The sequence below is a fragment of the Caballeronia sp. GAFFF2 genome (assembly GCF_023631485.1).
Taxonomy (GTDB): Bacteria; Pseudomonadota; Gammaproteobacteria; order Burkholderiales; family Burkholderiaceae; genus Caballeronia.
The window spans coordinates 272,778-297,006 of sequence record NZ_JALQDA010000035.1; the positions used below are offsets into that span (position 1 = coordinate 272,778).

At 58.0% G+C, this 24,229-nt stretch carries 16 protein-coding genes; 1 reads left to right on the forward strand and 15 read right to left on the reverse strand.

What is annotated here, in order from left to right:
- Nucleotides 1-84: 84 nt before the first annotated feature.
- From NCT04_RS27415 to NCT04_RS27450, 8 genes are all read right to left on the reverse strand, one after another.
- Nucleotides 85-2,265, reverse strand: coding sequence for a glycosyl transferase family protein (locus tag NCT04_RS27415; protein ID WP_250468724.1), 2,181 nt, complete (start codon nt 2,263-2,265; stop codon nt 85-87).
- Nucleotides 2,262-4,487 carry a cellulose biosynthesis cyclic di-GMP-binding regulatory protein BcsB gene (locus NCT04_RS27420; protein ID WP_250468726.1) on the reverse strand — a complete coding sequence of 742 codons (2,226 nt, stop codon included), beginning with the start codon at nt 4,485-4,487 and terminating at the stop codon, nt 2,262-2,264. The genes NCT04_RS27415 and NCT04_RS27420 overlap by 4 nt, the downstream gene beginning before the upstream one ends.
- Before the next feature lie 192 nt (nt 4,488-4,679).
- On the reverse strand, nt 4,680-5,879 hold the full coding sequence (gene wecB, locus NCT04_RS27425) for a non-hydrolyzing UDP-N-acetylglucosamine 2-epimerase (RefSeq protein ID WP_244829942.1): 1,200 nt from the start codon (nt 5,877-5,879) through the stop codon (nt 4,680-4,682).
- Between the two features lie 465 nt (nt 5,880-6,344).
- Nucleotides 6,345-6,875, reverse strand: coding sequence for a type VI secretion system lipoprotein TssJ (gene tssJ, locus NCT04_RS27430; RefSeq protein WP_250468744.1), 531 nt, complete (start codon nt 6,873-6,875; stop codon nt 6,345-6,347).
- Nucleotides 6,876-6,899: 24 nt separating this feature from the next.
- On the reverse strand, nt 6,900-8,042 hold the full coding sequence (tssG, locus tag NCT04_RS27435) for a type VI secretion system baseplate subunit TssG (RefSeq protein ID WP_250468753.1): 1,143 nt from the start codon (nt 8,040-8,042) through the stop codon (nt 6,900-6,902).
- Nucleotides 8,006-9,853: a type VI secretion system baseplate subunit TssF gene (tssF, locus tag NCT04_RS27440; protein WP_250468755.1), complete on the reverse strand. Its 1,848-nt coding sequence runs from the start codon at nt 9,851-9,853 to the stop codon at nt 8,006-8,008. The genes tssG and tssF overlap by 37 nt, the downstream gene beginning before the upstream one ends.
- An 8-nt stretch (nt 9,854-9,861) precedes the next feature.
- Nucleotides 9,862-11,442 carry a type VI secretion system protein TssA gene (gene tssA, locus NCT04_RS27445; protein ID WP_250468763.1) on the reverse strand — a complete coding sequence of 527 codons (1,581 nt, stop codon included), beginning with the start codon at nt 11,440-11,442 and terminating at the stop codon, nt 9,862-9,864.
- Nucleotides 11,442-13,778, reverse strand: coding sequence for an ImcF-related family protein (locus NCT04_RS27450; protein ID WP_250468765.1), 2,337 nt, complete (start codon nt 13,776-13,778; stop codon nt 11,442-11,444). Before NCT04_RS27450 ends, tssA begins: the two co-directional genes overlap by 1 nt.
- A gap of 949 nt (nt 13,779-14,727) precedes the next feature.
- Here NCT04_RS27450 and NCT04_RS27455 point away from each other — a divergent pair.
- Nucleotides 14,728-14,907, forward strand: a complete 180-nt coding sequence (locus NCT04_RS27455; RefSeq protein WP_250468767.1) for a hypothetical protein — start codon at nt 14,728-14,730, stop codon at nt 14,905-14,907.
- A gap of 51 nt (nt 14,908-14,958) precedes the next feature.
- Here NCT04_RS27455 and NCT04_RS27460 read toward each other — a convergent pair whose 3' ends face one another.
- The 7 genes from NCT04_RS27460 to NCT04_RS27490 all read right to left on the reverse strand — a co-directional run bounded on the left by NCT04_RS27460 (nt 14,959) and on the right by NCT04_RS27490 (nt 24,229).
- Entirely contained in the window at nt 14,959-16,194 is a 1,236-nt protein-coding gene (locus NCT04_RS27460) for a KPHS_23130 family T6SS system protein (RefSeq protein WP_250468769.1), read from the reverse strand.
- A 3-nt stretch (nt 16,195-16,197) separates the two neighbouring features.
- Nucleotides 16,198-16,455 (reverse strand): PAAR domain-containing protein, encoded by a 258-nt coding sequence (locus NCT04_RS27465; protein ID WP_250468771.1) that lies wholly within the window; start codon nt 16,453-16,455, stop codon nt 16,198-16,200.
- Between the two features lie 458 nt (nt 16,456-16,913).
- Nucleotides 16,914-17,678 carry a tetratricopeptide repeat protein gene (locus tag NCT04_RS27470; protein ID WP_250468773.1) on the reverse strand — a complete coding sequence of 255 codons (765 nt, stop codon included), beginning with the start codon at nt 17,676-17,678 and terminating at the stop codon, nt 16,914-16,916.
- A 428-nt stretch (nt 17,679-18,106) separates the two neighbouring features.
- Nucleotides 18,107-18,586, reverse strand: a complete 480-nt coding sequence (locus tag NCT04_RS27475; RefSeq protein WP_250468780.1) for a hypothetical protein — start codon at nt 18,584-18,586, stop codon at nt 18,107-18,109.
- A 182-nt stretch (nt 18,587-18,768) separates the two neighbouring features.
- Nucleotides 18,769-19,785: a hypothetical protein gene (locus NCT04_RS27480; RefSeq protein WP_250468782.1), complete on the reverse strand. Its 1,017-nt coding sequence runs from the start codon at nt 19,783-19,785 to the stop codon at nt 18,769-18,771.
- Between the two features lie 605 nt (nt 19,786-20,390).
- Complete coding sequence (locus tag NCT04_RS27485) at nt 20,391-21,353, reverse strand: hypothetical protein (RefSeq protein WP_250468783.1); 963 nt, start codon at nt 21,351-21,353, stop codon at nt 20,391-20,393.
- Nucleotides 21,350-24,229 (reverse strand): hypothetical protein, encoded by a 2,880-nt coding sequence (locus NCT04_RS27490; protein WP_250468792.1) that lies wholly within the window; start codon nt 24,227-24,229, stop codon nt 21,350-21,352. The genes NCT04_RS27485 and NCT04_RS27490 overlap by 4 nt, the downstream gene beginning before the upstream one ends.

Sequence of the window (24,229 nt, forward strand, 5' to 3'; positions counted from 1 at the left end):
ATCGAGCCCCATGCTTTCTCGCAACCAAATCGATTCCTTCCCGCAAAGCCGATTCTTCGCCACGCAGGCGCGCACGATAGCGCTTCATTGCCCACCCGCCCGCTTCGCATACCGGCGCCGTTGCTCGCCCACCGCCGAAGCGAGCGCTTCGCTCGTGATCACGCGCTCGGCGACCATGTAATCGCCGATACGTCCATGCCGCTCCGGCCGATAATTCTGCAACGCCGTTTCGAACGCGCGGCGCGTGACGAGGCCCATCTCGATCATGATGTCGCCAAGCAAGGGCACGCCGCGCGCAGCCTCGTCGTTCACCGCCTTCGCGGCCGTCTGCTCGTCGCCGGAAAGCGCCGACACGCCCACATCGCGCAACATCCGCAAGCCTGCCGCGATCTCGCTTTCGCGCACCACGTTGATCGATACCGCGCAGCCGGTCGCTTCGCGCAATTCGGCGAGCGCCGCGTCATCGAGCAGACTGGCGCTCACGAAGATCGCGTTGCCGTTCGCGTCGGCGCCCTGGGGCATGGCGCGCAGGCGCACGAGCGTTTCCGGCGGCACCGCGACGCCCGGCTCGCTCTGCATGCGAGCCACGTCGAACCTTCCACGCGGCAAGTCCGCCTGAAACGCGATCGCTTCCGCGAGCGTCTCCTCGTCGAGCCAGCCGCGCGTGACGAGCACGCGTCCAAGCGGCGCTTCGCGCGCATGGTCCGTCTGCTTCGCCTGTTCGAGCCGTTCGGGGTCGATCGCCTGCCACGACACCAGCAAGTCGCCGAGGTCCTGGCGCGTGCTGCGCAAGCCATCCACGCTCGGGAAATCGTGCATCGTCTTGTCCCACGCGAGCCGCCTTCCCGTCACCACATGCACGATAAAAAGGCGCCACGCGCGCGACACCGCCATGAAGTTGACCACGTTGCCGATCACCATGCGCGGCACCGCCAGAATGCCGTGCTCCCAGCCGTAAAGCCGCGTCGTGAAGATGATGCGCTGCGTGACGCGCAGCAAGAGCGCGACGAAGTTCGCGGCGAGCAGCGCCTGCAGCCAGCCGGAATCGATGAACGGTGACGGAAAGAAATCATTCGTGAAGCCGAAGTACGAAGCGCTCGCGAACAGCATGAACTGCACGGCAAGCAGATAGGCCAGCATGCCGACGAACGCCGTCACCACGCCCTTGCGGTCGCGCAGCAAGAGATAGCGGTTGGCGAGCGTGCCGCTCCAGCCTGTCAGCGCCCAACCTTGCAAGCCGATGCCGAGCGTCCAGCGCGCCCGCTGCCGGTACGCGGTGCGAAACGTGTCGGGGAAAAATTCGCGCACGCAAAGCGGCATGGTGGTCGTGATCTCGCGCTCGGGACCCAGGCCGAACCACACCTTGCGGCGCGACGTGAACTGCACCGGAAACAGCGGAAAGATGGACTGCATGCCCATCTTGAGAATGCGCGCGCCGATATCGTAGTCTTCGGTGAGGCTCTCGGTATTGAACGGCTGACTCTCGGTCTGCCGAACGAGCGCGAGCATCGCGCGGCGCGAGAAGCACGTGCCCACGCCGGCGGAGGGCACCGCACCCGCGAGACTCTCGCGCACGACCAGATCCTTTGCGTGCCATTCCGCGAACTCGTCCATGTACGTGCCCGCGACCAGTTCGAACCAGTTGCGTTCGAGCGATGCCACCGGCAACTGAATCATGTCTTTACGCGGCAGCAGATAGTTGAAGAACTTGAGTTCGATGGGATGCAGCACGTCCTCGCTATCGTGCATGACGATGCCCGCGAACTCCACGCCCGCCTCGAATTCGTAGCGCAGAATCGCCTGCACGAGCCAGTTGAGACAGTCGGCCTTGCAGGTCGGCCCGTCGTGCGGCACTTCCACGCGATGCAAATGCTTGTAGCGATGCCGCATGCGTTCCACTTCGCGGATCGTCGCCGGATCGTTCTGATAGGTGCCGACGAAAATCGTATAGCTGCGGTAATCGAGCACGCGCACGAGGTCTTCGATCATCGGCGCGATGACATCGTGCTCCTGCCAGGCGGGCACCATGATGGCGATCGGCTGCTCGTCGCGCGCGTAAAGCTGCTCGACGGTGAGCGGCGCGTAACGGCGTTCCACCGTCACGCGCCGCCAGAACTTGCGGGTCCAGAACCAGATATCGATGAAGAGATCATCGAGACTCGACAGCAGGATGATCGTCGCCACCACCGCCGCGACGTATTCAAGTGTCTGGTAGTACTCGGCGACGAGTATCTGGCCGTACCACCTGATCGTTTCCAGGATCACGCGCCGTTGTCCTTCTTCTGCCGGCGCAGATGCCTGCGGCGCGCCTGACCCGCCAGCGCGATCAGCACCAGCAACAACACCACGAGCACGGCCGGAATGCCCCAGCGCGCCCAGTGCCGCGTGATCCAGTCGGAGCTGCCCGCCGGTTCATCGACGAGTTCGTCGGGATTCACGGTATCGAACTGCTTGAGGACGCCGCTGCCGTCCACCACGGCAATGTCGCCGCGCGAGAGTTGCAGCTTGTCGCTGAGTACGGGCATGGCGCCCGCCGAGCGATACACCACGCCGCTTTGTCCGTTTGAGCTCGCCACGCTCACCACCGCGACACGCGAAAGGCCCGACATGTCGAGCAGCATGTCGCCCGAAGCGGACTTCAGCGAAAGCCTGTCGGCCGAATAAACGGCGGGATTGTGCTCGTCGGCAAGCGGGACATCGGCGGCGAGGAACGCGCCATCCGGATGCACGGTCGCGCCCGACTCGCTCACGGCGAACTTCGCCTGCACGGGAGCGACGCCCGCCGCGCCTGTCAGATAAGCGAGACGCGGCACGCTGTTCAACGCATCGTCGAGCCAGGCGTGCGGCACGTAAACCGTCGCCGCCGATGCAAAACGCGCCGCCATGCCCGCGAAGGTGTTGTCGAGCGTGGAGTTGCCGAGTTGCAGATGGCTCGTCGGCAACACGGCGACCGGATAGGCCTGGCGCGCCTGACAGCCCGCATCCGGTTGACGGCGAAAGCTCACGCGCAATTCGTTGGTGCGTGCAAGCGCATAGCGCGGAATCGGCACGACGATGCGTTGACGCACGCCATCCACGTTCAAGAGGCGCGCGCCGATCATCACGTCGTTGAAATACACCGTGGCGGTCGCGCCGCCGTTGGAGAGTGTCGGCGATGCCGCGAGGTCGAGCACCACGTTCTGCGGCAGACGGCCGTTGCCCGAAGCCGCGGCGAGGTCGAAGCGCGCGGACCATGACGCGTTGGTCTGCACGTCGATGCTGCGCGGATCGCCGCCGAGCTCCGAAAGCGCGATGTTGTCGCCGCGCACGCGCTGGTCGGCATCGATCGAATGCACGATCAGCCGGTTCGATACATCGATGGGCCGCCAGCTTGCCGCCAGCGCGCCGATGCCGCGCGTGTCGCCGACCACGATCACCGCGCGTCCGCCGACATGCGCAATGCGCACCTCGCCCGGCGCGAGCGGCGCTGTCAGCGTGTTCATCGTGCGGGCGCGCCATTCGTCGAAGGCGGGCACGGCATCGGCGGAAGCGGTGGCGACTTGCGCGCGCAACGCATCGAGCGCGCCGACGATGCGCTTTCTCATGCCGTCATCCGCCACGATCACGTCCGGACCGAACGCCGCGCGCGCTCCGAGCGCGACGAGCGCGCCGAGTTCGGCGTCATCGCTTATTGCATGCTTGCCGCCCGAGGCCAGCGCGCTGAACGCGGGAATCGCGCGCAAAGCCGCGGGCACGTCGATGCCGGTCAGGTCGGCCGTATCGCCCACGGCTGGCAGCGCCTGCACGAGCGGGCGCTTGCCGTCGCGTTGCAGGAGCGCATCGGTGCGCCAGGCCGTGTCGTAGGCGTCGCTGGCGAGTTTTGGCGACGACACCGCGAGCACCGGCGCGTAAGGCAGCGCGCTCCACGCCGTGCGCAGATCGCGAATATCGGCGGGATCGAAGCTGAAGGTCAGACGCGTTTCCGGACGCACGCGCAGCACGTTGCCGATCGCGGTCTGGTCCGTGCACACGTTCTGGTTGATTACCGAGGCGAAGCCGAGCCCGAGCCGCACGAAACCGGCCGAACGCGGCGCGCCGTCCACGCCGATGTTCACCGCGACGTTTCCCGCGTCCTGCGTGAAGGCGCGCGAGAGCACGGGCGAGCCGTCGAGCGAGAGCAGCATCGTCACGCGTCCGCCGTCGCCGCGTACGTAACCGCCGTCGAGTTGCAGCGTGGCGTCGCTGAGCGGGACATCGGCGGGAACGGGGAGATAGAACTCCTGGCGCGTGTCGGGTGCGCTCAGCGTGACGTCTTGCAAGAGCCCTAGCTCGCGCAGTGTCACCGTGCGCGATTCGCGGCCGTTGAGCCCGAGATGCGCGAACGTGCTTGCAAGATCGCCGGCGGCGGCGAGCGCCGCGCACGGAAGCGCCATGAAAAAGGCCGCCCATGCGGCGGTCAAAGCGAGTGCGACGCGCAATCGGCGCGGTTTGATGATGTCGTTGATCAAGGCGAATGGCTCGAATTTTGGCGCATTCTCACGCACAGCCGCTCAGTCGCCCGAAGAGGCTCGAGAGCGCGAACGCGCGAGATTGCGATGGTCTTTTTGGTGCAACGCCCAAGCTGGCAGTTATTTCGTTCGATATCCGCATCGTTCGCTTCGCGGCCTTGCGGCGCTTCGCGCGATGCGCGCACTGCCGCACTACGCAACCGCCGCGCGCATCAGACGATGCTGCTCCTCGGACACGCGCAAGTCGGGGCGAAACTCCTCGAAAGGACGGTCCAGCAACGCCGAGACGATGCGCGACGAGGCATGGCCGTCGCCATAAGGGTTCACGCTGCGGGCGAAGGCGGCGCGGGCGCTTTCATCGTCGAGAAGCAGCGACACAGCGCAAACGATTGCATGGCGATCCGTGCCGACGAGCCGCGCGGTGCCGGCCTGCACGGCTTCGGGGCGCTCGGTGACATCGCGCATCACGAGCACCGGCTTGCCGAGCGCGGGCGCTTCTTCCTGAACGCCGCCAGAGTCAGTTAGTACGATGGACGCGCGCTGCAGGAGACGCACGAAGCCCATGTAGTTCTGCGGCTGAATGAGGAACACGTTCGGCGAGGCGCCGAGCGCGCTGATCACCGTGGCTTGCACGTTCGGATTCAGATGCACCGGATAGACGATCTGAACATCGTCACGCCGGGCGATCTCGCCGAGCGCCGCGCAGATGTCGCGCAGACCCTGGCCGAAGCTTTCGCGCCGATGACCGGTCACGAGCACGAGTTGTTTCGAATCGTCGAGATACGGGAAGCGAGCATCGAGCGAGGCTCGCAGCGTGGCGTTCGAGTCGATGCGCTTCGTCACTGACAAAAGCGCGTCGATCACCGTGTTGCCCGTGATGATCGAGCGGCCTTGCAGCGTCTCGCGCGCGATGTTCTGTTCCGAGCGCTGCGTCGGCACGAACATGAGGTCGCTCATGACATCGACCACGCGGCGGTTCATTTCTTCCGGCCAGGGCCGCGTCATGTCGCCGGTACGCAAGCCTGCTTCGACGTGCGCCACCGGCACGCGCCGATGAAACGCCGCGAGCGCGCCTGCCGTTGCCGTGGTGGTGTCGCCGTGCACGAGAATGCGGCACGGCTTTTCTTCTTCGATGACGTTATCGATCGCGCCGATCAGCCGCGCGGCCAGCCCGTTCAAACTCTGGTTCTCGGACATGACCGCGAGGTCGTACTGCGGAGCGATATCGAAGAGATCCAGCGCCTGTTGCAGCATCGAGCGATGCTGACCGGTTACGCACACAATGGACCGAACGCCCGGCTCCGCTTCCAGCGCCTTGACTAGCGGCGCCATCTTGATGGCTTCGGGGCGCGTCCCAAAAATGGACAGTATCGTTGTTCGCTTCGTTGTCATTGGTCCCGACGGCTACACAATCTTTAACAATTTCGATTGTATTCAGACGTTTAGAAACCTTCTGCCAACTAAAGTGTAAAAAAGTCTAACCAGAGCATTCTGCCCTTGCGTGGCCATGTTTTGTCAAGGCATGGACGGTGGTTTTTACCGGAACGGTTAGTTTTTCCCACACTTCGAAGCGCGCAGCCGCCTCATGCGCACGGCCGTTTTATACGATCAATCGAAGTCGATATCCAGTAGTACCGAACTCATGGATTTCCCATGAGCGTCGAGAGCGAGGGACGTCGGGCCCTTGCCTGGGAGCGAATGCCATTGCCGCGACACAGCCGTCTTCTATCATTCGCTGCGCAGCCCGCCATGCAGACTCCCGTGAGCATGGATAGCGGGCGGACGTTGTCCGTAGTGAGGAACGCGGTTCGCGAGCGAAATGTCCGTCGAACTGAATCAGTGCCCCGGTGCGCAAGTCTATTTTGTGCCGCTTGCCTTAGTATCGGTGAGCTCCGTTACTTGCCGATCGGATAGCCCGAGTTTGAGCGGAGCATCGGCGGACAGCTTCTTCGCCTCGACGACCTGCTTCCAGCTTCCGTTCGCAGGCGGATCGCGATAGAAAGCGGCGATCGCTATGTATGCCGTTTCCTTTTCCAATGGCTGTGAAAGACTCACCGATGCAGCTGGGTTGACCACCACGCCTAGGCTTGCCTGGAGATCCTGCGCGAGCATGGTTTTGTCGTCACGAATGAGATCGCCATAGGCCGCGCTGTCGAATAGCTTGCGGTCCTTCAGTTGATAAATGCGTACCGCCACTGAAGTCGAACGACCCGCCGCGTCCTGATTCAGCCCGGCGCGCGCGGTCAGATCCACGTCGAGCACTTTCACCCGCTTGTGGAAGACTGCGTTATAAGCGTCGACCGAGGTATCGGAAACGGTTTGCCAAGCGCCGCATCCGGAAAGCAGCAGCGTCGCGGCGACGCTTGCTGCGCTAAATCGTTTCAACATGATTGCCCTCTGCTTGATTCGAAGTCACGCCGCGTGCGGGCTGACATATGGCTTGAGATAAGGATTGATGCCGGGAGCAGGAAGCGCCTCGCACACACCGAGCGATATCTCGATGTCGCGTTCCGCCTCGGAGGGCAGCACGACGGTCCAGCCGAGCCGCGGGGCGCGCGCCCCCAGCAGGACGCCAACCGCCGGTGTCGGAACGAAACGCGAGGACATCTGCACGCGCAAATGCACATCGGCCTTGACGCCGATATAGAGACGCACCAGTGCCATCAGATCGCGATGCAGCCAACCACCGGGCAGGAGATCGTTGGCCTGCTCGGCGTCGCGCGGACGCATCGTCACACGCACCGCACGGCTTCGATAGGTAATTCGCTTGCCGAGCACATAACCTCCGCCGAGGCCACGTCGCTTGCTGCCGGCGCTTGCGGCACCCACGTCTTTCGCGCTTAGCGGCGAACCCTGTTCCGTGCGCTTCGCAACCGGCCAGAACTCATCGACCCTGACCTCCACGCCGGGCGCACCAAGCGCAATGACGCCAGCCAGACCCTCCGGCGTGCGAGTACGTTGGACCATCAGACTTAGCAAGGCGAGCATGCGCGAATCTGGCAAACCGGCGCGCGCGGGCTTGTTGCCCCAGCCGAAACCAGCAAGACACAAAAGCTTTTGCGAGTGCTGGTCCGTACCGCCGTGGCAAAAACTTTCCGGATAGCGATACTTCTTCCACGTCCGATAAAGCAGCGTCGCCAGCCGATGATTGAATTGGTCGAGAAACGCTTCGACTGCTTCGTGCCCCTCCTCGCGCTGGACGGTATCGTCGAGATAATGCGTCGGCATCGTCGCATCGACGCCGTACAGACCCATGAACGTAGTGCGCACGGTAGGCGCAAGCAGGGCATCGCCCTCGTCCGCGAATTCGACACTCGCCATTTCGCCTGCGGGAAAGCCCATGCGCGGGCGCGGCCTGAAGCGCACGGGTTCGTGTTCGGGCGTATCACGCTCGCCGAAACCCGGCCTGTTCGGCTCGCTCGCCTCAAAAAGACGGCACAGTTGCATGAAGCTCATTCGTGGCGCGCGCGCGAGCAACGCGGCGACGAACGGTTCGACCCCCGATAGATCGCGCGCCGTCATAGCGGAGCACGCCGCGTCTTGCTGCGCGGCCATTCGATGCGAGCCTGCGACGGCAGACTCACGATGGCGAGCTTCGTGAAGAGATTGATTTCCGCATACAGTTCGAAGAAGCGATGCAGCAGTTCGGCGAACAGCATCACGTCGCCTTCGCCCGAGAACGCCTGCGAGTCGAGCGTCACTTCGATCAGCACGCCGCGCTCCACAGCGCCGCCGGAAATCTCCTCCAGCAGTTGCTCCGAGACGTGCAGAATGCCGGCGAGCCGCCGCCGATTGAGTTCGTCGTTGGTCCAGTCATAAAGTGCGAGCGCGCCGCGCAAGACCTCGGCGTTGAGCATCGATAGAAAATTCGGCGCGAGATGTGACAACACGCGCCACTGAAACCGGTCGCCGGTGGGCGGATAAAGCGGCAGCGTCGGCGCGACGAGATTGCGCACGCCGCCCACGTTTGGCGTGCTGAGCGCGAGCTCGTCGATGCGCGCTTCGCGCAAACCCTTACGCGGCAACATTCCGTTGGTGCCGGTCACGCGTAGCGATATGCTTTCCTCTGGCAGCGTCTGCATCGAATCCCATGCATGTCCGCCAAGAATCACCCACGTCTCGTGTAGACCGTCCATACCCGGCCGCACGCGCGTATGGAAGTATCGTTCGGGCGACTCGTGCCGCAACATGCCTCCGCGATGTCGAAACGTCGCGAAGGGAACATATTCGAAGCGCTCGGCGGTTTCGTGATCGAAAGATTCGGCGGCATCGACCGAATAGGTTTCGACGTGCCCGCCCTGATGCCCCGCGGGCACCACGCGATACTCCGTCTCGTGATGGTTGATTACCACCGGCTCGGCGTCGAGGCTGAACAGGTTGATGACCGGCGTGCAAAAGAGACGCAAATTGTCTTTGTTGAATCGCTGATCCGACGGATATGCATGCTTCAACACAATTTCGAACTCGAAGCGCGTCGCGCCCACCGGAAGCATGTCGATGTCGAGCCCGCAAAGATCGACGAACAGAAACTTCTCGCGGAACGTGAAATATTCGAGCAGCAGCTGATAGCCCGAAAATGCAGCATCCGACTTAGGCCACAACCGTTCTTCAGGAGAGAACCCTGCCGGTTCGATGCTCACGCCTTTGCACGGCAGGGCCTCGCCGTTACGAACCTCCGGGATGCGCCATTCGATGACGTCGACCTGACGGGTCAGCGCAAGGTGCATGGCAAACGCCGTCGGCTGATCCGCGCTCAGGTGTAGTCGCAGGCGCGAGAGATCGGTTTCCGTGCGGCGCGCCGAGTTATCCAGTTCAAAGGCTATCCGAATGACCGAACGGCCGTCGTGCCGCACCGCGGGGCCTGCCTGCAAGAGGCGCAACGGCTGCATGGCGACGGGCTGCGTCGTGCGGTAGAGGCATTGCACCGTCCGAGGCGCAGCGGTTGTGCCTGAATCCGTCGGCACGGAAATCGGCGCGGAGCGCACCGCGACGCCTGCCGGGACGTATGCGGTTTTCTGCATCCGCTCGCCTTGCGGCAAGAGTTCCACGACGGACAGCGATGGGATCATCCGCAAGTAGTGCGGCCAGAGCAGGCTTACGATGCCTTCTGTCAGCTCCGGCAGTTCGTCGTCGAGTTTCTGCCGAAGCCGGCCCGTGAGAAACGCAAAACCTTCATAAAGACGTTCGACGTAGGGGTCGCGATCACCCACGCGATCGAGATTGAGCATGCGCGCGCGATCAGGATGCGCCCGTGCGAACTCGCGCCCAGACTCGCGCAGATAACGCATTTCTGCTTCGTAGTAGCGCAGGACCGGATCGCCGCGCGAGAGGTCCTGATTGGGGTCTTGTGTCGATTCGTCGTTCATCTATGTTTTCATGACAGCGTGAGCGCACGCGCCGGGTCCAGCACGATCAGTTCACTACGCAGTTCGCCGATACGGTTGGTCAGCGTTGTCTTGTCGGCGTCCTTGCGGACGCTCATCGTCTTCAATGCACGCATCAATTGCTGCTTGACCTCAAAAGCGAGCGCCGGCTCCCAGCGTGCGAGAGGCAAGGTGCGCGTGGCGGCATCGAGTTCCGCGAGAAGTGAGAGTGCGGTATCCGCGCGGCCGGCCTGCTCGGCCAGACGCGCCATCATCAGGCGCTGCAGATAGCGATGCTTGTCTGTCTTCATGCCCGGCAGCGCATCGAGCCAGATAAATGCAGCTTCAATACCATCGCGCGCGGACAAATCACGCGCCTGTGCTTCGATCTCGGGCCAGTCTCCGGCCGCACCTTCCGCGGCATTTGCCGACACCGGCAACGCCGCGATACTCTCGCCTGCGTCAAGATCGCGCACGACGGCGTGACGCGCGATCCACTCGAGCGTGACATCATCGGCGAAAGGTGTACCGTCATTGAAGGCAAGCCGCTCGATGCCGGGAAGACGTTCGAGAAAGAGCGCGAAATCCGCGCGCAGCAAATCGCGCCATGCATCATAAGGCGTGCCTACGTTATCGAGCGCAACGTGCTGAAAATGTTGCAGATCGAACCAGAGGTGATTGACCCCTTCCATGAACGCCGCTTCGACGCGTTCCAGCAACTCGTTCCATTGCTTTTGCAGCACGAGGCGCTTGAACTGCTGACGCAATTCGCCGCGTGGCGCGGCGAGCCGGGTTCGAGCGCCGGCATCCGCGGGCGGGACTTCGTGAAGCGTATCCCAACGGATACTGCGCACGAGTCGCGCAGAAGGCAGATAGCCGTTTTCCTGATCGCGCAACCATACAGCCATGGTGCGAGCCTGATCGAGCAATTCGCGCTGCGATGCGATCGGGGCGCTACCGGCAAGCGCCGGAGCCGACGGAATCGGCGCGGTCGTGCTCGGCTCGGCGCTTTGTATGCCGTCGTCCTTGCGTTGGAAGCGAGAGGCGAGCATCTGCAAGTTGGGCCGCGCCGCTTCCGGCCATGTGAGTGTCTTTCCGACGATCGCATCGAGCGCGGCGACCGCGCGTTCCACATCACCAGGATCGAAAGCGTCCCGGCTGTCGAGCAAGTCCAGCGTGCGTGTCGTAGCGAGCATTTCGAGCGCGCCCTTCCTGGCTTCGGGACGCAAAGGCAAGATGGCATCGCCGAAGCGGTCGATCATGGCAGCAGCGAGTTCGAGACCATCGACGAAGCCTTCAGGTCCGTCCTGACGCAATCGCGCAAAAGCGTAATGGCCCGCGACACGCAGATCCTTGCCGACTTCTTTCGTGATTTGCTCGCACGAGCGGACAATCAACGAATCGTCGATGCCCGAAAGTTTTCCTGCTTCATCCTTCAAGCTGAAAAAGGCGTCTTCGTAACCGGGATCTCGACCGACGCCTGCATCTCCGGGAAGCGGCGCGAGCCAAGCCTCCCAAGTGTCGAGGCGAGCGCGAGCAAATTGGGCAGCATCGCGCGAAGGGAAAAGCGTTTTAAAAAGACCAGCAAACATCAATGCATCTCTGTGGTTGCGCCTTGCGGCAAGGGAATGCCCAACTGATTCGCCGCAGTGAACGCTCCGGGAGGCAGCGGCGGAGGGTTCGAGGCCGCCGACGTCGCCTTCGTCTTCGCGGGGTTATTGACCAGGAAGACGCGCTCTGGCAAGGCGAAGTGTCGTAACACAAGTACATCGAGCGGACCCGCGCCGCCTTCCGCGCGCATCTGCACCGAAAGCGGCAGCGCCTGACTTTGATCGGGTGTCCAGGAAAGCAAGTAGCGCGCGCTGTCCTGTTGCGTAACCTTCGCACGCTCGAGCAGGCGTATCACGCCGAAACGGCCTTGGGCATCGAGGGCCGAGCGCAGGCCGCCTTGCGCCGTTTCCCATTCCAGATGCGTGACGTTCTCCAGCGACTGGCCCGGCCATTCGAAGGGCATCCATTCTTCTTGCTGATTGAAGTACTTGAACGTGCGGCCCGCAAGCACGAACGTCATTTCGGTGACGCCGGGAGTTGGTACACCACGGAGATCGAAGCGGACGTGTGCATCGCCGGATGGAAACATCACGGTCGAGACGCGCGTGAGCTTGTTGAGCGCGATAAGGAACGCGGGATCGAGCGTAAGCGCGCCCTGATTCGCGCCCTGCGCCGCGGCCCAGTGATCGCCCTGCCGTTCGATGATGCCTGCAAGTTGCGTCGCGACGAACTGCGCAATCACGCCATTGTCGAGCCGCAGGAAGCGCGCAAGATCGGGCAACGATGCATCGTTGTCAGAATCCGCGAACGGATAGCGGGATGCGAAGTTGCGATTCCAGTCCGCGAGAATGGCCGTGCGCCAGATGTCATTCAGACTTGCGGACGCGGGGCGCACGACAACCTGCCACGTCTGGTCGAAGGGAGCTTCAAAGAGTTTGCCGAAACCGGCCCAGCGCTCGCCGAGGCTCGCGGACACACGGCTTGCGTAGTCGCGGCTGTCAGCAATATCCGAAGTCTTTCCTTGCAGCATCGCTTGCGCCGCGGCGCGCGACATGGCGTCCGGGTCGGGACTGGACATCATCTGCTGCGTTCTCAGGCGCATGGCGGTGACGCGTTCGAGATAGCGCGGCAGACTGAGGTCGCCGACAGGTTGCGGCACGCCTTTCCCATTCACGGACGCAGCGGCTACGAGATCGCTTCCGGTCAGGCGCAGGACGGGGCCGAAAGCTTCGGCGAGCGGGGTGATCCTAGCTTGAGCGCGCTTCGATGGATCTTTCTCGTCGGCGCCCACGAGTTGCTGTGCCTTCGTGATCAGACTGTCCGACAACGTTTGCGTCGATGCGCCCGCGCCGGCCTGATAGACGATTGCGTCCATCAACGCGACGAGCGGCGAGCGTTGCGGGTCGCCGAGCAGTGTCAGTTGATCGACCGTGCCGGAAAGCGACGATGCATCCTGCCAGCGAATACCGTTGAGAAATTGCGCCCAGGCGCGGAAGTAGTCGTCGAAGTAGCGTTGGCGAAGTTCGGCCTTCAGTGCCGACGGCGATGTATTGTCGGCTTTCGCGTCTGAGAGCACCCAATCGCCTGCGACGGTGTGATGTTCGCTCGCCTCGTCGATCGCTTTGGGAATGCGTTCTTCCCAAGCGGCGCGCGTGAAAACGCCCGGGACCGTGGCGCTCGTGCCGAAGAGGCCGCGACTAGGATGATCCCCGAGGATGCCGGCCAATGTCAGCGGCGGATATTTGGGCTTGGTTTCATCGATGATCTGCTGGTAGATCGCATCCGTCGAATTCTGGATTCCGCGCACGCCAATGATCGTCTGACGCGCCGACGCTATCAGTGCCGCGTCGGGCGTCAAGGCCGGCGACGCCCCGTGCTTTAAGTGGCTTGCATAGAATGCAATTGCGTGCTGGCGCAGGTCCTCCCACGCGCCTTGCGTGAGCGTCGCATTTTGCTGGCGCGCGGGTTCGTTGGTGGCTAGTAGCTGCGTCGTAAGGAAGGTTGCGTCGGCGTGCTCGGGGTTGGCGAGCATGAGATATGTTTTTAGCGTGTCATAGGCTGCCTGAACTTGTGCGTTGCCGCCACTGGCGATTTCGGCATCCGATAGCGAGGCAAGTTGGCTCAGGCGGTTTTCGAGTTTGGCTTTGATGGGAACGATCAGGACGCGTGAGGCGGCGTTGAGGTAAGCCGGCCAGAGGCGCTGGTATAGGGCGGCGTCGTGGTTCAGACCGAAGCGGGTGTAAAGCGGCGCGCCTTCCTTGCTGCGGATTTCGAGCGTGTCGAGTTGTTTGTCGAGCGCGTTTAACGCCTGCAGTCGTTGCTCGGGATCTTTCGCGGATGACAGACTTTCCAGCGTGCCTGCATCAGTTCGGACCATTGAACGATTGACGAAGCCTGAAAGCAACGTGCCGGCGACAAATATGCCCAGGACAACGATGACGCCATATGCCGCCGCGCTCGATAACGACACGCCCACACGGCGGCCATAGATAGCGCGACTGTGCGTTAAGACGGATTTCCAAAGAGCGTCATAAGACGGCAATGCAAAAGCTTGTTCGCTCACTTCGCGATCTGCGTCCTCGACCTGTTCAACACAAATCGGGGCAAACAGCAAACCGTGTACATCACTGCGCCAGAATCCCGACGTTCCAACCGTGTCGAGGAGGACACGTAACGCGGCACGAAACCGCTCTATGTGTTGCGACATCTCCGCCGCAGCCCGATCGAGCGGGTCGCGAGCAAGGCGTGCAACCCCGTTGCCTGCAAGACTGCCGGCGAGATTCGTTAGAGTGGTTTCAAGTTCTGCCGAGTTCGAGCGACGATCCGACCACGTCACGCCAATCGATGCGTCGTACGCGGAAATATTCCCGGTACACCTGACGGCATCGACAAGATAGACAGGCGCCGACCAGCACAACGTTCGAGCCTGAAGCACGAGGCGCTGCGCCATGCCCTCTGCATCGAAGGGCGTCCTTGCCGGGCCGAGCACTTCAGTGCAAGCAACCACTGCGTCCACAGGGCGGTGACGACGTAACCGCCGAAGTTTTCTTAACCATTCCACGTCGGGTTGACCGTCGTCATGGCATCCATGGAGCAACACCGCGCCTTGAATCATCTGCCAGCCGCTGGTGGAAAGTCCTGGCGCGATGCGATCCACGACCGAGCGCTCGCCGGCTACGAGTATCCACCGAGCCCGGTGTCTCCACCTCAACCCGAAGCGATGAACCAGCGCGGTCTGTAATGCCTTCGCGCTGCCGGCCGAGTCTTGCGAGCGCAAGTTGTCAGCCGTGCCACCGGGTGGACTTGCTTTTTCCGCGTCGTACCGCATGAACCATCGTGTGGCCCTTAGCGATGCAATCAACAGCAAGATTGCCTCGAAGAACTTGCTCAGCAAAATCAATATCAAGAGCACACAAAACAACGAAAGTTCAACGATGAGCAGCTTGTCTCCTGACAAACCAATGCTTGAGCCCTTTACCGCCAAGCCAACCGCCAACGCCAGATAGACGATGAAAATAGCGATAGCAATTAAAAGCGCCAGCGGTCTTTCTCTTTGTTTAGTCACGTTCTTTCCTGCAAATCAGAGCGGTCATTTCGTCGTCTTCCCGTGCCAAAATCAAATGAGGGTTGGGGCTCGCGCCTGCGCTTGCTGCAGCTAGCGCAAGCGCGAGCCAACCGCTAGCAGCCGAGCAGTCGCCGATCGACGACTCGATCGAGATCAATTGGGTTTGCTCATCGAGCTTCGCTGACCGACGAACAAGGCCCACATCATCTTCTTTCAGGCCAGCAATCCAGACAGCGCTCAATTCCTGCACACTTGCCCCGGACCAACGGCTTGCAAGGCCAATCGCGTCCGCGATCTTATCGACGCCTGACTTGACCGGCCGGTGCAGGTGCACTGCCGGCTGACCGCCAGCCTCAGGCTTGGAGACATAGCCAAGCAACACGGCAACCCCTACTTCGGCGACTCCCCCGCCAAGCACGTTGCTTATGGCATTGCGAAGTTCGATTGCAATGACGAGATGAAAGGTATTTTCGTCTTTCTGATCCAGCCACGCGTCGGTGGTGAAGAGCGCAAAAACGTCTTCGCAACTGATCCGGAGATCAGCCTTTCCAAGCTTTTTCAGCAACGCGCAAATTCGATCAATCACAGGCTGCGTCTTGAGATTGGAGTGCAAGCAGAGATGTACGTGAAGCGTGCTTTTTCCCGGTAGAGCTAACAACGGCGACTCTAGATCGCTGAGCATTTGATCGATCAGCCATTCGCACACGGCCAGATGACGAGTGTGCTCCCCCAGTTCGTTGCTCGGATAAAAAGGCTCGCCGGGCACGTCTATCCAGCGCGCCAAGACTTCTCTATCTTTCTCGGCAGCGCTCAGACGCAACTCTGAACGAACTTTTCCATCGACGATGCTCTGGAGACTGTTTTCCTTCTTGTCCGAAGAGTAGTGCCAGGAATAGCCATAAACGGTCAATGGCTTACTGGCGGCAGCGTGACATGCTGCTTCTGCATCTTCGCTGACTCGATTATTGGCAAGCGCTGATGCTCGCGCCGCGGAACTGTATGCCAAAGTTGAAAAGAGCGAGAAGGCCCAAATCAGAACGGGGTATCCGACGGCGCAGAGCCAGAACCAGGCCGTATCTGTCTTATGGCTCTCTCGCCAAAGAGAAATCACCATGGTTGCGCCAATGCACAGTGCAAGCACCAACAACGAACCCCAAAGGACGAGCGACGCTCTAGGTGCAAGCGGAACCGCCGCTTTCGGTGGAATTCTTTCGAAATCGATTGGCATCGTCTACTCGACGGAAGCACCGAGCGGGGATGCAATCAAGTACGCGCCACATTCCGTGTGGTCTCCATCACAGGAGAGCGAGGCGATGCCATCTTTTATCCGCTTGCTTCCTTCGACGATCCGGTTGTCGCCATGGATTGGGCAAGAGACAAAGTCTCCGATGCGGGCAGCACGTCGACCTTTGACTTTAATGCGGTTCGAGCCGCTGAGAATCTTGCCGCCGTGGCTGGTTACATCGCCTTCGTATGCTAGGTTTTTCATGATGGTTTTGTTTTGCTTCGCGCCAACGGAAATCGGTTCAATCTAGAAGCTTGGGCTTTGGGTGCCTAAGCGCTTGCCCTGCTGGGACCACGTCACGCTTGGTTTTGCAGATAAGGAACCACCCGTAGCGACTCGTCGTACACGGCGCTGGTGCGGTCATCACCCATTGCGGTCCAGCTTCGCCTTGCAGGCGCGTGCAATTCGCCGTTCTAGTTGGTCTTGTCTTCCAATTAGCGGCCCTTTTGCGATTCGGAGAATTGGACCTCCGTTACGAGCTCCAAAAAAAACAGAGACCTATGCGGAAACACCATTTTAAGAATCACCAATTTGACTTAATTATCGAAATTTTTCATGGCTTGCATACTCAGCGTATTCGTCAAAGATGTGATGGACATCTCCCAAACACCGTTGCCTAAGTTGCGACTCAAGCCTCAACATTCAATCCGGCGTGCATAAGTCTAATTTTCCTTTGCAGCCTGTCGATTCTTTACTCGCGATGGAATGTTCTTGGTTAAGCCGAGTGAGTTCATTTTGGCCTCGTAAGCCACATAAAGCGGTATGGCCTTACTCTCAAATCCGTTCGTCCAGTAGGCGTCAGCGAGGTTAAGCTTGGCAACAAATCGTTCCGGGAATTCTCTCACTATGTGCTCTAGCAACCGTATTGCCTCGTAAGATCGATCATACTTTGAAAGATAGAAAGCGATATCATTTATCTCCTGCACAGTATTTACATCAATATACGGCACTAGCTCTGCAACGCTATAAAACGGAAATAATCTGATGAATTCTTTAATAGCCGCCTCATCTTTTATAATGGTCCGAAAATAACGAAGCTGCGAAATCACCGCTTTCCTCGACTGGGTTGAAGGCGTATATCGAGGAGGTCTGAGATCGCCTGGCGCAAAGCAGCCTTCGACACGCGAAACATATTCTTTTGAGGCTACTTCGCCAGAGTTTAGGTAGGGCTTTTCTCCTGTTACTTCCCGTCGTAAGCACCAATTCCCGAACGAGCTATCCCATTGATAAATTTTCGTAAAAATCTGTCCACCTTGACTCGAACAGCTGCCGTCAATGGCTATGGAATACGCACTTGGAACCTTGTAAACTGCCATCGAGCTACATGAATCGAATTTATCCACATTATATAAATGGACAACCCCATCTGTCGCACGATACCTGATTTTTAGCTTGTCGTGATCGTTTTTAGATGTCAATGTACTCACAACGCCAATCCTCTCGAAATCGTCTCGAAGTACGTTTTCGCGCGCGTAAGCCGGCAAATCTATGACCGAAATTAAAATAACGAAAATCAAGCACTCGCAGGTTGCTTCTCTCCACTTCACAGATGTCAATTCTCTGCGCCCTTATTTTATAGAATGACGAGACTATCCTATCGGTTCTACGAAACTCTCGCTCTGACATGCGTCAAAGCAAAAGATGAAATCTATGGCATCGCGCGATCTTCAATAAACTTACACCGTTTGCGAAAATCCTTTAGATAGCTGACATCTCCTTGACCGCGTTGATAACATCGCGGCAAACATGCCGCTATTTTGTGGCTTCCGATGCAAAAGTCTACGTGGTACTCTACCCACTCTAAGTGGTAGTCCGCCATAACACTGCTTTTTGCGGTATTAGCTACAGTCTTCCGTTAGTCGATGCCATCAATCGGCGCCACCGTCCCGATGCCTCTGAAAGCTCGCGAATTGAACCTTTGGTAGATTCCTGGCTCACAGACTCTGTTTGATAAAAGTTTGTCGCCTCGTTTCACATAAACTCCGCCGAGTGCGCTTGCGTACACTACATAGTTATAGGCACCGCGTCGAAACTTAATGTGTGTTGAGCTTGCATTGGCTGCGGAAACATCACTAATACTGAATCTATTATGTGGCGGAAGGCTCTGTTCTGGATATTGAAGTTCGATCTTCTCTTTCGTTCCGATGCGATATTGTACATAGCCGTTGTTCGGCGAGATATTACCAGATGCACAAAGAGAAATTATTTTTCCGCTGGCATGACAACTGTAATACACTTCCTCAAAATCCTTACAAAGCGTCAGTTCTGCGTGTGCAACATTTAATGTACTGGAGCTGATCGCGAGCGCAATCATAATCTTTTGTAAGCTGAGCATTTTTTACACGCGATCGTTAGGATTGTAGCGACTCAGCCTATGAGCCAGTCTTAATAGGTAATTCACAATTCAAGCCCTACGGCAATGCACGAACTTTTTTTATAACGCAGTAGTATTACACGCCATCCTACGGCTACCATCGTTGCAAGATCAATAACCTAATAGAATGACCGTTCTTTAGGTTAATCCACAGTAAGAGGCGCTTTTGGAGATACGGAAATCCACTCGCCAATCAATTTTGGCTTCAAGGATTTTAGGATGAACAAGCCGGTCACATTCGCGCCTTTGTCTGTCTCAAGCAGATAGGTTTCATGTCCTGAGTTCGACCCATTCAGCCTCATCGCAGCGGATGCGTTCGAATACGTATAAGCCCCCTCTAAACACAGATCTTCGACCGAAATCGAATAACTAAATCTATATTTACCCCCGATAAGCGAGCGCCCTTTCTGCGGCTCGCCTTTTGATTTGGACCTAGCCAGGCAAGAGAGTCTGCCACGAAAGACGATGGCATTAGCCTCAGCGTTCGCAACTAGAGCAAATCGATCACCCGGTCCCGGAATAAAATCGAACCCCACGAGGGATATTAATGATTTGCCCTCGGCGTCGGTTATGTGAATTGATCGACTGCCTGATTCGGGATCGTTGCGGCTACATAGAAAAATGCTATGGTGCGCAAATTTGAGGCTTTTAGCCTGCGTACACTCATTAGTTCGAGTAACTTGGCCCGTCGAATTGTTGTCGACGAATGAAAGCAGTCCAACGTCGTTCACGGTTTCATCTACGACGAACTTTTCCAAAGGAGTCTTCTTGCAGAGAGTCCCCACTAGTCTAGATTGATCTACTGCGTCGTAGACGCTTTTAAACGCACAATCTGTGTATAAGGCGCCGCCACTCACGTCGATTGGTACTATCACGTGATACTTTCTCCGCGAGCCTTCAGAATTAATCTCTAACGCTACACCTCCTCCGACAAGGTGCACCAAATTGGAATCCAGCGTAGACTGGCTTTCCAGAAGATTTTCGTAACGCTTTAGCGGCATATCACCGTTATACAACTGAACAACATTTCTTTCGCCTTCTCGCTCTATTTTAAGCTGCAAGGTATTACTTGTCTTTTGGTCGGATAAGTCAAAAGTTTGCGCCGATATTAGCGGAGAATAAAAATTAGCAAACAAAAACAGGCACAAGAGCTTTAACATTTCGACAGTTCCAGTATTGACTTAAAGCGAATGGCGAATCCTGCGATCGTTTCGGCTTGATCTAAGCCATTGATAATCTTCCGTGCGTTCACGAAGTCCACGTGTTCGTCGTTGATATAGTTTGACAGTTTCTTTCCAGTAAAAAGCCCAGTGTCCATTCCATACACTGTCGCCCAGGCTGCGACCTCGGGCTCTAACATTCGATCGGGATCATTAACTAAATCAATGTCAAGTGACTGACCTGTGGCGCTGTAATTATTCGCCCAGGTCACTTGAACATAACCGACGGCGCAGAGCCAGAACCGGACCGTCTCTGTCTTATGGCTTTTTCGCCAAAAAGAAGGCGCCACGGTTGCGTCAATATACAGAGCGAGCACCTACAGGATGAGCGGCGCTCTGGGTGCAAGGGGAACCGCCGCTTTCGGGGCTGCCTAAGCGATTGCCTGCTAGGACCACGTCACTTTCGCCGTTCGGGTTGGTTTTAATCTTCCAATTACTGTCCTTTTGCAATTTGGAGGATTGGAATTGCGCTACGAGTTCCAAAAAATTAAGAGAAAATTATAAACGCGAATTTACCATCCTAAAGAAGACTTCCCTTCAAGTTCTCATTCGTCGACAGTTGACTTAAGTATCCATTTTTTTATTTTTTTGCCATTAGCCTGTGTGTATTCTGTCTTAACCCATCCGTCTTTGCTAACCCCGAGTACTTTTACCCTGTCGCCCGGAACTAGATATGCGGTTGTTCTTGCTAATGCGTCAGGAGAATCATACAGCCAAGATTTGATCCGGACCCTGGTATCAAGAGCTAACTTACTTTCTCTTTCATTCGATACTTTAGCAAGCTTATTTTCAATGTACGTTGCATCAGACGCTGCACCCTCGCGTCTGAGTGCTGCGGCTATCTGCTTGTAAGTGTGTCGATTATTATTACTAGGGGAGTCACACGAGATTAAATTCTCGATACCCAATGCATCGACCACGCGATCGCGCAATGTTCCTGATTTTGGGGATTTTCGAAAATCGGTCCATAGTTGATTAGCAAGGTCTTCCTGCCCCTGCAACATCTCGCCCGAACGGTCGCGCCCCTGCTCAATCCAAGCGTCCTTTTGCTGCGACCAGGCTCCCGAGCAGATAGCTCCAGTTTCGAAGCTAATCATGCATCCGGTAGACGTGTCTACGACGGGGCAATATTGATTTCCCACTATACGTGGCTCCTTGCCTGCACTTTCGAGCATTCCCTGTCTAACTAGTGGGAGCACCAAATAACGCCCGCTAAAAGATGAGCTTCGACCGCTTACGCCATTGAAGACAACGCCGCCATTGATGCTTAATGATTCGTCTGGAAGGAACCGCAGCCAGTCGCCTGTTTTCAGTTTGAGACGAGCGCGCGCCCACCCTGATCCAAAACGTAGCTCATTAGTACCGGATAGATGATCGCTAAATTGCAACACTTGACCACCTGGCAATTGGGCGGTGACGTCTGCGCTAACATTTGCGAAACTACGCGTCACAAATAATGCGCATGAAACGAACAAAAAGGCCAAGAAAGAGTGAGTACTTAATCTCATTGGGACAGCGCTCCACTTAATGATGCGTAACGAGTATTGTTGTCATTCATTCGCCTTCGTGCGGCGTAAGCCGCAGTCAACGCTGCCTCGTGTGCCGTATGCTGCGCACCCCACTTCGCGGGATCGTTCGCAACCGATGGATTAGCATGAAAGAAGTCAGTGAGAGCCCTTCCAAAATCGTCGGCAACATTACCAGGCCGATTCACATGTTGGTCTAAGGCTAACGCCCGCCCTAGATCGTTTCGACAAAAGTCTCCAATTGTAGAAGTGAACCCCGTAGGAATTATAGAAATTACTAATCTAAGTCGGCGCACGAAATCCTTTACTTGTTTCTCCTGGAATTCGTTATCAATCACTGCATTTACGATGGATGCTAACGGCTTGTTAGATACGACATGACCAAAGGCTTTCGCGTTACAGCCAGTCCTAACGAGGCTATAAAGTTCACGTCCGGTAATAGGCGTGCCGCCGGTTAAAGATTCATCACTATAAAACATAGTGGCAATGGGCGATTTAGATCCAGTATCTTCAACGCTCCAACCGCAATCGGCGAATAAGCGTTTATAAGCGGCCCCATTTTCTTGTTTAAATTCGGCAACTTGAATTGGAAATTCCCCAGCCCCCCGGATATTTACGGTTTTTTGACAAGCTCCGGCGGTGAAGATCTCGCTATCGTACGCTTGAACCGAATCCATCTTCCCTTCGTTTTTAGACATAGCCACTAAAATTCTGTGTTCGCTTTGCGTCATTTGCCCATTGGAAAGAAGGCACCGCATCGCGGGCGATGCTTCTAAGCTTACTCCCCCCCAATAGACGGGTCCGTAGTGCACGGTCTGACCAGACCACCGCGAAACTTTGAATTTGTCGACATAACAGCAGCCACATGAACAACCGTTTGACGCTTCAAAATTCGCCACCAACCCAATCGGATTGATATGAAACACATCTGACCCAGGAAAGCCTGACACTTTTGCCTTCACCTCATCCCACCAAACGAGCTTCTCAATTCGCTTCTGTTCTTCGTCATACTGCGGTGTCCGTCCCGCGACCCTTTCGATCTCCGCATAGAGCTGCTTCCACTTATCCGGATTAGCCCACTCACTCTCGTGCTTCACAATTAACCGTGAGGCCCGCTGCATCAACCACGGATAGTGCCCCGACTCCCCCGCATAAGACACGCACATATCGTCCGCAGCGCCACTCCCATCTCCCTGTGGAAACAACACACGGTAGATGGTCCTCATCATTGGACTCAGCTTAGTCAGGGATTTCGCGTCTGGCACGTTCGCATGACCGGCATAATCCACCCAAGCTTGCGTAGTCGCAAACATTGAGTGCGCGGGGTCGTGCGCATCGTCGATGCAAGAAAAGTCCACCCACGTCTGAGCAAATTCACGCGTCACCCTACCGCCCGCGAACGCCTCCTCCCGCACCCATCCTTCTATGGCTTGCCCCCGTGGATCCGCACTTCCGACACGCCACCAGTTCACCTTGCGTCCGGTGCGATCAGCGTTCTGTTCAACATGCTGCTTATTTCTGTCACGTGCGAGTTCCCCGAGCGACCAACGCTGCACAACTCCGGTCATGGGCGCGCTCGCACCTTCGCGCTCGGCATCGTGGAATAGCTTAGTTTGGGTGTCGATACGCAAGATGGTCGGTTCTGCAGACAAGCCCAGCGGAGTCCAGTCGTCCTTATGCGCGCCATGCGCTCCGATCCACGTTCGGGACTGGTCGATGAACGTCTGCACGCTGTCGTCGCAAAACGCCTCGATGTGTGCCATGCGCGTGGCCGACGAACCTGCGTTCAGCGAGTCGTAACGTCCCAGATGTCCAATCAAGTCACCAGCCTTGATGGGAATACCTTGAGCACTCGAGTCGCCCGCGCTATCCAAGGTCGACGCAGTAACCACGACGCGATCGAAGGTGTCGTCGGGCATGAACGCTTGTACCAGCGGACCGCCGTTTTCGTTGCCAAGAAAAATCCATCCGCCCACGGCTGTTGACGGCGGAACCCCACCCGCTTGCGGTGCATACAACTGCGCGCCATGTACGTCGGTGATCTTTCCCCAGCCGTGCTGTTGTTCTCCGATACTGACGCATGCGCCCTGCGGAAGTATGGCCATAGCATGACCTCCTCGTTGGCCTCCTCGCGGCGTCGCGCGTACCGTCAAACCCTGCTGACCCGGGTCAGCAGCCGACCCAGTTCTACTGACCTCAGGTTTATCCCGAGCGTGCTCGGTCACCTTGAATTGCGTAGACCAGTACGACGGTTTGCTTTTCCCCACATCCCGTTCGTAGTCGTCGTAAGCCTGAAGGTGCATGTACACGCTATAGAACGTGAAAGTCTTTCCCTTTGGGAACTCCATCGTATGCCGCACCAAGGCAAACCCGGTGCTGTATAAGGCCTGAGAGGCCGGCTGATTGCTGGAAGCCGGAACCTGGCTGACCGGATAAGCGCGATTGACGCGGTAGGCGATGACATGGCCATCCGCGATGCATCGAACCCCTTGGTTGAGATCCAGCTGCGTACCCGCGCCCGCATCCGTGATGTGTATCCCGCCATGCCACATTCCGCTCTTGCTTACGAGATAGCTCCCTGAAGGTTCCTTATTGGCGAGCATTTGATAGATCTCGTGCTCGTCGGTGAACTTTGCCGCCGCGTCTGCAGGGCGTTGTCCCTTCTTCAAAAAAGGGAACCCAAACGATATTTGTTTGACCTTGGTATCAGGCGGCGCGGAGCGTGGAGCGCTCGGCGCTCTTGCAGCAGGAGCGTTCGCCGGAGCGCTTGAGGCGGCGCGAGGTGCAGAAGCAGGTGCGGACGCAGGCGCAGGCGCAGGCGCAGAGGCCGGTTGTGCCGCTCTTGATGAATTTGCCAT